Below are 9,281 nucleotides of genomic sequence, written 5' to 3'. Positions count from 1 at the left end.
ATACAGGCGATGCGGTCTTTCGAAATTGAGTCGCCTGTATCGCGGGCAAGCCTTGCTCCCACAGAGCTTTGCCCAGCCCCAGCGTTTAACGCCGAGTCAACAACACCCCGGACTCCATGTGATGGGTCCAGGGAAATTGATCGAACAACGCGCAGCGCGTGATGCGGTGGGTGTCGTTCAGTTGCGCGATATTCGCGGCGAGGGTGTCAGGGTTGCAGGAGATGTACAGGATGTTGTCGAAGCGCCGGGTCAGCTCGCAGGTGTCCGGGTCCATGCCAGCGCGAGGCGGGTCGACGAAGACGCTGCCGAATTCGTAGCTTTTCAGGTCGATACCCTGCAAACGACGGAACGGCCGGACTTCATTCAAGGCTTCGGTCAGTTCTTCAGCGGAGAGGCGCACCAGCGTGACGTTATCCACCGCGTTTTCGCTGAGGTTGCTCAGCGCGGCGTTCACCGAGGTCTTGCTGATTTCGGTGGCCAGCACTTTGCGCACGCGGGTGGCCAGGGGCAGGGTGAAGTTGCCGTTGCCGCAGTACAACTCCAGCAGATCGTCGCTGCGATCGCCCAGCGCGTCAAAAGCCCAGTTGAGCATCTTCTGGTTCACCGTGCCGTTGGGCTGGGTGAAGGCGCCTTCGGGCTGGCGATAGCTGAAGGTACGACCGCCCACTTCGAGTTTCTCCACCACATAGTCATGGCCGATCACTTCGCGCTTGCCCTTGGAGCGGCCAATGATGCTCACGCCAAGGTCCGCCGCCAGTTTCGAGGCGGCAGCGTGCCAGTGCTCGTCCAGCGGGCGGTGATAACACAGGGTGATCATCGCATCGCCCGCCAGGGTGGTCAGGAACTCCACCTGGAACAGCTTGTGGCTCAGGGGCGCGCTGGCTTGCCAGGCGGTCTTGAGTTGCGGCATCAACTGGTTGATGCGCAGGCTGGCGATGGGAAATTCCTCGATGAGGATCGGCGTGCGCTTGTCGTCCTGGGAAAACATTGCGTAGTGCCGTTCACCGGCCTCGCGCCAGAGACGGAATTCGGCGCGCAGGCGGAAGTTCTTCAGCGGCGAATCGAACACCACGGGTTCTGGCGCATCGAACGGCGCCAACAGGTCACGCAAGCGGGTGACCTTGTCCTGGAGCTGAGCGGCGTAGGCTTGGGAATCAAAAGTCATGCGTTGAACCAACCCAACTTGATCACGAACAGGATCGACAAAATGACCAGCGCCGGGTTCAGCTCACGACCACGGCCGGACACCAGTTTGATGGCGGTCCAGGCGATAAAGCCGAAAGCGATGCCGTTGGCGATGGAATAGGTGAACGGCATTGCCAGGGCGGTCACCACCACTGGCGCGGCGACGGTGATGTCGTCCCAGTCGATTTCCGCCAGGCCCGAGGTCATCAGCACGGCGACGAACAACAGGGCAGGGGCGGTGGCGAAAGGCGGGACGCTGGCGGCCAATGGCGAGAAGAACAGCGCCAGCAGGAACAGGATCGCCACGACGATGGCGGTCAGGCCGGTGCGGCCGCCAGCGCTGACGCCCGCCGCCGATTCGATGTAGCTGGTGGTGGTGGAGGTGCCCAGCAGCGAACCGGCCATGGCGGCGGTGCTGTCGGCGATCAGCGCACGGCCCATCTTCGGCATGTGGCCGTCCTTGCCCATCAGCCCGGCGCGCTTGGCGACGCCGATCAGGGTGCCGGAGTTGTCGAACAGGTCGACGAACAGGAAGGCGAAGATCACGCTCACCAGGCCGATGTCCAGGGCGCCCTTGATGTCCAGTTGCAGGAAGGTCGGGGCCAGGGACGGCGGCATGGACATCACGCCGCCGAACGGCGTGAAGCCCATCAGGATCGAGACGAGGGTGACCGCCAGGATGCCGATCAGTACTGCGCCACGTACTTTCAAGGCTTCCAGGGCAACGATCAGGACAAAACCGAGGGTCGCGAGGATCGGCGCCGGTTGTTTCAAGTCGCCGAGGCCGACCATGGTCGCCGGGTTTTTCACCACGATGCCGGCGTTATTCAGGGCGATCAGCGCCAGGAACAGGCCGATACCGGCGGCAATGGCCGAGCGCAGCGGCAGCGGGATGCTGTTGATGATCCATTCGCGGATGCGAAAGATCGACAACATGAAGAACAGTACGGCGGAGATGAACACTGCGCCCAGCGCCACTTGCCAGGTGTGGCCCATGTGCAGGACCACGGTGTAGGTAAAGAAGGCATTCAGGCCCATGCCCGGTGCGAGGGCGATCGGGTAGTTGGCGATCAGGCCCATGACCGTGGAGCCAATGGCCGCTGCCAGGCAGGTGGCGACGAACACCGCGCCCTTGTCCATGCCGGTTTCGCCGAGGATGCTCGGGTTGACGAACAGAATGTAGGCCATGGCCAGGAACGTTGTGACGCCCGCCAGGATCTCGGTCCGCACGTTGGTGTTATGTGCCTTGAGTTGAAACAGCCTTTCCAGCATGTCTGCTCCCCGTGGCGCGCCCGGCGCCGTGAATGTATCGACCTCAACAGCAAAGCACAGGTCGCCAGCGGCGCCCGGGAATTTTCTGTGGGTCGGAAAAAGCCGCGCATCATACCAGCAGCGTAGCGTTGTGGCTGCGATCGTCGTCGATGTTTTGCCAACGCGCCAAGTGGGCCATACTGCGCGCGGTTCCGGGAGGTCTCTATGTATTGCATGAATAAAAAGCTGCTGGCGGCGGTGGGCTGCATGCTGCTCTGGTGGTTGTCCGGCCAGGCCGCCAATGCCGCGTCGGCACCGCCCTTGAGCGAGGTCAAGGTGCTCAAGGTCGAGTCGCCGGCCTGTGGCTTCGAGGACATCGTCCCGGGGCAGGCGCAGACGCGTTGTGACCACAGCGGCCCGAATATCAAGATCTACGTGCTGGAGGTCGGTTATGGCCGCCAGCCCGATGTCACCCTGGACGGCTTTGAAGTCGACGGCACCCGCTCGCCCGTGTGTGCGTACAGTAACGGCAACCTTAACGACTGCTCTGTGCGGACTAAAGTCGTCGGCTATGTGTACATCTTCGACCTGAAGGGCAAGCAAGAGGGCACTTTCAGCTTCAGCAACATCTCGATCAACGCACCGGGCAACCGGATGTCGACCCAGCTGTACATCAAGTAGCCGTTGTCCCTGTAGGAGCTGTCGAGCGAAGCGAGGCTGCGATCTTTCCCCTGACGCTTGAGTCTCCAGCGCACATCAAAAGATCGCAGCCTTCGGCAGCTCCTACACTACAAGCATCACCCAGCGGAGAGCGCCCATGATTCCTGGAACCAAGATCCCCCGAGCCCTGATAGCCGTCGCCGAGGGTGTCGACGACTTGCAGACGGTCACCCTGATCGATGTGCTGCGTCGAGCGCAGATCGAAACCGTGGTGGCGAGCATCGAAGGGCGGCGGATGCTTACCTGCGCCCGCGGCACGCGCCTGACGGCCGATGGCATGCTGGTGGACGTGCTCGTGCAAGACTTCGACCTGGTTGTGCTGCCGGGCGGCATCATCGGCGCCCAACACCTGGCGGCCCATCAGCCGCTGCAACAACTGATCAAGGGCCAGGCGGCCACCGGACGGTTTTTCGCCGCCATCGCCGAAGCCCCGGCCCTGGCGCTACAGGCATTCGGCGTCCTGCGCCAGCGGCGCATGACCTGCCTGCCGGCGGTGAGCCAGCAGCTGTCCGGTTGCAGCTTCGTGGATCAACCCGTGGTGGTGGACGGCAACTGCATCACGGCCCAGGGTTCGGCCGCCGCCCTGGCGTTTGCCTTGACGCTGGTGGAACAACTCAGTGGCAAGGGCGTGAGAAGCGTGGTGGCGGCGGAGTTGTTGGCCTGACACTCTTCAGCGGGCCCCGGCCTGTGACGAGGGAGCTGCTCCCGTCAATTCAATGCAATCTGACCTACCGCTATCGCGAGCAGGCTCGCTCCCACAGGGGTTTATGGTGGATGCAGGACCTATGAGCACCCGAGAGCCAATGTGGGAGCGAGCTTGCTCGCGATGGCGTCAGCGCATTCAACTTCAATGCGAGCGGACCCACTGAAGGTGCTGGCTTCCAACGTCAATCATTTGCCTTGAACGCTTCGCCCCACCCTGAAGTCGTACCCCTTATGACGGCGGTTTCCCAAAACGCCGCGAGTACGACCAACCGTGAGGTGTTCCATGAGCGCGACCCTGTCCGAAGCGACGCCGGCGTCCTTCGTCCGTCATCCGATCCGCCTGACACTCAATGGCCAGGTGCGTGAGTTGCAAGTGCTGGCCTGGACCACGTTGCTGGACCTGCTGCGTGAGCAACTGGACCTGGTGGGCAGCAAGAAAGGCTGCGACCACGGCCAGTGCGGCGCCTGTACGGTGCTGCGCGATGGCAAGCGGATCAATGCCTGCCTGACCCTGGCGGTGATGTGCGACGGTGCCGAATTGACCACCATCGAAGGCCTGGCCGGCGATGACGGATTGCATCCCATGCAGCAGGCATTCATCACCCATGACGCGTTCCAGTGCGGTTACTGCACGCCGGGGCAGATCTGTTCAGCGGTGGGGCTGGCCAACGAGGGCAGGGCGCAGACCCGCGCGCAAATCAGTGAACTGATGAGCGGAAACCTTTGCCGCTGCGGGGCCTACACCCACATTTGTGATGCCATCGAAGAGGCATTGCCGCTCTGCCGGCAACCGGGAGGTGAACAATGAATCCCTTCCAGTACAGCAAGCCCGACACCGTGCAGGCGGCCGTCGATTTGTCGAGCCCGGTTTCCCGCTTCATCGCCGGTGGTACCAACCTGCTGGACCTGATGAAAGAGAACCTGACCCGCCCCGAGCACTTGATCGACATTACCGGGCTGCCCCTGGCGGACCTCAGTGAAACGCCGTCCGGCGGGGTGATGATCGGCGCCTTGGTGAGCAATGCCGACCTGGCCTGGCACCCGTGGATCGAGCGCCGTTATCCGCTGCTGGCCCAGGCCATCCTGGCCGGTGCCTCGCCGCAACTGCGCAACATGGCCAGCACCGGCGGCAACCTGCTGCAACGCACCCGCTGCTATTACTTCTATGACGCGAGCGTACCCTGCAACAAACGCCAGCCCGGCAGCGGTTGCCCGGCCCGGAACGGCTTGAACCGGATCCACGCGATTTTCGGTGCCAGCGATCACTGTGTCGCCACCCATCCCTCCGACATGTGCGTGGCCTTGGCCGCCCTGGAGGCGGTGGTCCATGTCCTGGGGCGGGGCGGGGCGCGGACCATCGAGTTCGCCGACTTCCATCGCCTGCCCGGCGACGCCCCGGAACGGGACAATCAACTGGCCGACGATGAGCTGATCACCGCCATCGAGTTGCCTGCCGCCGGTTTTGCCGAGCATAGCCACTACCTGAAGATCCGTGACCGCGCCTCCTACGCGTTTGCGCTGGTCTCGGTGGCGGCGGCGCTGGAACTGGATGGGCCGGTGATTCGCCAGGCGCGCCTGGCCCTCGGTGGCGTGGCGCACAAACCCTGGCGCGACCGGGCCGTGGAGAGCTGGCTGGTCGGACAGACCGTCAGCCGTGAAACCTTCACCGCCGCCGCCGATGCACTGCTGCAACACGCCGAGCCGTTGGAACACAACGGCTTCAAGGTCCGATTGGCGCGCCGGGCAATTGTCCGCGCCTTGAGCGATGCCGCGTTGGGTCGCGCACCGCAGGGAGGGCAAGCCTGATGAACGCTCCGAGCAAATCCATAGGGCAACCACTCGACCGGGTCGATGGCCTGCTCAAGGTGACGGGCCAGGCCCGTTATGCCGCTGAATACCCCGAGGACGGCTTGCTGCACGGCAGTGTGGTGTCCAGCACCGTTGCCCGTGGTCGCGTGCTTCACATCGATGCTGCCCGCGCCCTGGCGCTGCCTGGCGTGGTCGCGGTCATCGACCACACCAACCGGCCGAGGATCGCCAGCTACGACGAGCCCTACCAGGATGCCGATGCGGCGGACGGCTCGCCGTTCCGGCCGCTGTACAACGACCAGGTGCTCTACAGCGGCCAGCCCCTGGCCCTGGTGGTGGCAGAAAATCTCGAGTTGGCCCGCTATGCCGGTTCGCTGATAGAAGTCGAATACGCGGCCGAAGAGCATCAGACCGATCTGATCACCCTGCAAAACGACGCCCGGCCAGCGCCGGCTGAATTACCCAAGCCCCGTGGGAATTTTCAGGGCGAGTACGCCAGCTCCGCGCTCAGCGTGGATGTGTCCTACAGCACGCCGATTGAACACCACAACCCCATGGAGCCACATGCTTCCACCGTGCTGTATCAGCCTGATGGCAGCCTGCACATCCACGACAAGACCCAAGGCACGCAAAACGGTCAGGCCTATGTGCAAAAAGTCTTCGGGCTCGAGAAAGAGCAAGTGCGAGTGTTTGCCGCGTTTGTCGGCGGCGCCTTCGGTTCCGGGCTGCGCCCGCAATATCAATTGCCGTTGGCCGTGATGGCGGCGCTGGCCCTCAAGCGCTCGGTGCGGGTCAGCCTGACGCGCCAGCAGATGTTCACCTTTGGCTATCGGCCGCGAACCCTCCAGCGCGTGCAACTGGGGGCGGCGGCCAATGGTCGCTTGCTCGCCGTGGCGCACGCCGCCGTCGGCCAGACCTCGCGTTTCGAGGATTACACCGAGCACGTGGTGGAGTGGAGCGGCATGCTCTATCACTGCGACAACGTCGAGTTGACCTACAAACTGGTCCCCCTGGACGTCTACACGCCCTTGGACATGCGTGCACCCGGCGCCGCCCTCGGCTTGATCGGCCTGGAGTGCGCCATGGATGAACTGGCCTGTGCCCTGGCCATCGATCCGGTCCAACTACGGTTGATCAACTACGCCGAACGCAACGAGAACGAAGGCAAACCGTATTCCAGCAAGGAACTGCGTGAGTGCTATGCCCAAGGTGCCCGTCGTTTCGGCTGGGACAAGCGCAACCCGGAACCGCGCAGCATGCGTGAAGGCCGGCAACTGGTGGGCTGGGGCATGGCCGGTGGCGTGTGGGAGGCCATGCAGCAGAAGGCTAGCGCCAAGGCGTCGCTGGATGAGAATGGCAAGCTGACCGTCAGCAGCGCCACCACTGACATCGGCACCGGGACCTACACGGTCATGACCCAGATCGCTGCCCAAGCGTCAGGCGTTTCCCTTGAGGACGTCACGTTTGTCCTGGGGGATTCGTCGCTGCCCACTGCGCCGCTGCAGGGCGGCTCGTTCACCGTCTCGTCGGTAGGCACCGCCGTACAGCAGGCCTGTGAAGCCCTGAAGGAAAAACTCCTGGCCGTGGCCCGCCAGGCGTGTCCGGCCTTCAGCGGCGCGACCCTTGAGCAAGTGACGTTCACGGAGGGGCAGTTGCGGTTGGGCGAAGCGAGTATTGCATTGGCGGAGCTGGCGCAGAAAAGCGGCGAGACGCCGTTGCAGGCCCAGGTCACTGCCGAGCCGGATGCCAAACGCCAGGCCTACGCCACGGCCACTCACTCGGCGGTGTTCGTCGAAGTGCGGGTAGACGAAGACTTGGGGACGGTGAAGGTCAATCGCGTGGTCAGCGCCATCGCCGCCGGCCGGGTCGTCAACCCGAAAACCGCCCGCAGCCAGATTCTTGGTGGCGTGGTGTGGGGCGTCGGCATGGCCTTGCATGAAGAAACCCTGACGGACCACGCCCTGGGTCGCCACATGAACCACAACCTGGCCGAGTATCACCTGCCGGTGAACGCCGACATCGGCGACATCGAGGTGATTTTCGTCGAAGAACACGACGAGATCGTCAATGCGCTTGGGTCCAAGGGCGTGGGTGAAATCGGCGTCGTCGGGGTGGCAGCGGCGGTGGCCAACGCGATTTACCATGCCACCGGCAAGCGGGTGCGGGACTTCCCCATCACCCTCGACAAGCTGCTCTAGGCTTTTGCTTCATCCGCCGGTTCGTGCATCCGGTCGCGGCTGGCCAGGGTCGGGAACAGTTTGATCCAGGCCCCGGTCACCAGCAGCGTGCCGACGCCGCCCATGACCACCGCCGGTACGGTGCCGAACCAGTGGGCGGTGAGGCCGGACTCGAACTCGCCCAACTGGTTCGAGGCGCCGATGAACAGCCCGTTCACCGCGCTGACCCGGCCGCGCATTTCATCGGGTGTTTCCAGTTGTACGAAGGAGGCGCGGATCACCATGCTGATCATGTCCGCCGCGCCCAGCACCACCAGCACCGCCAGGGAAAACCAGAACGAGGTGGAAAGGCCGAATGCAATGGTGGCGACGCCGAACACGCCCACCGCTGTGAACATCACCCGGCCGACCTTGCGCTCCACGGCAAACCGCGCCAGCCACAGCGACATCAGCAAGGCCCCGACTGCCGGCGCCGACCGCAACAGGCCCAGGCCCCAGGGGCCGGTGAGCAGGATGTCCTTGGCAAACACCGGCAGCAGCGCCGTCGCGCCGCCGAGCAACACCGCGAACAGGTCCAGCGAAATCGCCCCGAGAATATCCGGGCGGCTGCGAATGAAGCGAATCCCGGCCAGCAGCGAATCCAGCGTCGCCTTGCCTTTGTTCAGCGGCGTTTGCCGGGCGGGCAGGTTGAGCATCAGGCCGCAGGCGATGAGGTAAAGCAACACCGTCGGCCCGTAGACCCAGACACTGTCAAAGGCGTAGAGCAAGCCGCCGAGCGCCGGGGCGACGATGGTGGCCGACTGCTGGGCCGATTGCGCGGCGGCCACGGCGCGGGGAAACAGGCCGGCCGGCACGATGCTCGGCAGCAGCGCCTGGGTGGTCGGCATTTCGAAGGAGCGAGCGGCGCCCAGCAGGAAGGCGAGGATGAAGATCATTTCCCGCGTGACATGGTCGGTGGCGCTGCCAATGGCCAGCGCCAGGGCAATCATCGCCTGCAATGACTGGCAGATAGCCGCCACCTTGCGCCGGTCATAGCGGTCGGCCACATGCCCGGTGTGGAGCATGAACAGCACGCGCGGGGCAAATTCCACCAACCCCACCAGGCCCAAGTCGAGGACGTTGCCGGTCAGTTGATAGAGGTTCCAGCCGATGGCCACGGTGAGCATCTGGAAGCCGCTGGCGGTGAATATCCGGGCCAGCCAGAAGGCGATGAAGGGACGGTGGTGACGGAGCAGCAGCGGCGCTTGGCTGGGCATCTATGACGGGGTCCGGTGATGAAGGCATCGAGATTATCACCGAGCTGTAACTGGAAGTTGCGGTGGTTGGAAAAATAGTTAGCCAAGCATCTACTTTCACCGTAGAAGCTGTTTTTACCGGGAACACGCTGGCCCCTGTGGCGAGGGAGCTTGCTCCCGCTGGGCTGCGCAGCGGCCC

Annotated in this window: 8 protein-coding genes; 5 read left to right on the top strand and 3 right to left on the bottom strand. The window is 63.8% G+C overall.

The genetic code is table 11. The features are described from left to right. Window positions 1–85: 85 nt before the first annotated feature. Complete coding sequence (gene trmA / locus LQ215_RS28845; RefSeq protein ID WP_230153647.1) at window positions 86–1,165, bottom strand: tRNA (uridine(54)-C5)-methyltransferase TrmA; 1,080 nt, start codon at window positions 1,163–1,165, stop codon at window positions 86–88. Then, window positions 1,162–2,457 carry an NCS2 family permease gene (locus LQ215_RS28840; protein WP_025215596.1) on the bottom strand — a complete coding sequence of 432 codons (1,296 nt, stop codon included), beginning with the start codon at window positions 2,455–2,457 and terminating at the stop codon, window positions 1,162–1,164. Before LQ215_RS28840 ends, trmA begins: the two co-directional genes overlap by 4 nt. A gap of 204 nt (window positions 2,458–2,661) precedes the next feature. Here LQ215_RS28840 and LQ215_RS28835 point away from each other — a divergent pair, with 204 nt between their 5' ends. The 5 genes from LQ215_RS28835 (at window position 2,662) to LQ215_RS28815 (ending at window position 7,868) form a co-directional block, all read left to right on the top strand. Further along, window positions 2,662–3,117 carry a DUF4879 domain-containing protein gene (locus tag LQ215_RS28835; protein ID WP_230153646.1) on the top strand — a complete coding sequence of 152 codons (456 nt, stop codon included), beginning with the start codon at window positions 2,662–2,664 and terminating at the stop codon, window positions 3,115–3,117. A gap of 136 nt (window positions 3,118–3,253) precedes the next feature. Then, on the top strand, window positions 3,254–3,820 hold the full coding sequence (locus tag LQ215_RS28830; protein ID WP_230153645.1) for a DJ-1 family glyoxalase III: 567 nt from the start codon (window positions 3,254–3,256) through the stop codon (window positions 3,818–3,820). Window positions 3,821–4,144: 324 nt separating this feature from the next. After that, on the top strand, window positions 4,145–4,669 hold the full coding sequence (locus LQ215_RS28825; protein WP_230153644.1) for a (2Fe-2S)-binding protein: 525 nt from the start codon (window positions 4,145–4,147) through the stop codon (window positions 4,667–4,669). Continuing rightward, window positions 4,666–5,667, top strand: a complete 1,002-nt coding sequence (locus LQ215_RS28820) for an FAD binding domain-containing protein (RefSeq protein WP_230153643.1) — start codon at window positions 4,666–4,668, stop codon at window positions 5,665–5,667. Before LQ215_RS28825 ends, LQ215_RS28820 begins: the two co-directional genes overlap by 4 nt. Continuing rightward, window positions 5,667–7,868: a xanthine dehydrogenase family protein molybdopterin-binding subunit gene (locus tag LQ215_RS28815; RefSeq protein WP_230153642.1), complete on the top strand. Its 2,202-nt coding sequence runs from the start codon at window positions 5,667–5,669 to the stop codon at window positions 7,866–7,868. Before LQ215_RS28820 ends, LQ215_RS28815 begins: the two co-directional genes overlap by 1 nt. On the opposite strand, the gene LQ215_RS28810 is transcribed toward LQ215_RS28815, so the two are convergent. After that, window positions 7,865–9,103, bottom strand: a complete 1,239-nt coding sequence (locus tag LQ215_RS28810) for an MFS transporter (protein WP_230153641.1) — start codon at window positions 9,101–9,103, stop codon at window positions 7,865–7,867. The two genes, LQ215_RS28815 and LQ215_RS28810, sit on opposite strands and share 4 nt — an antisense overlap. Window positions 9,104–9,281 lie beyond the last annotated feature (178 nt).

This window comes from Pseudomonas brassicacearum (assembly GCF_918698105.1).
Lineage (GTDB): Bacteria > Pseudomonadota > Gammaproteobacteria > Pseudomonadales > Pseudomonadaceae > Aquipseudomonas > Aquipseudomonas brassicacearum_F.
Note: the sequence above shows the minus strand (reverse complement) of the source record. Positions and strands in the feature narration are given on the sequence as shown.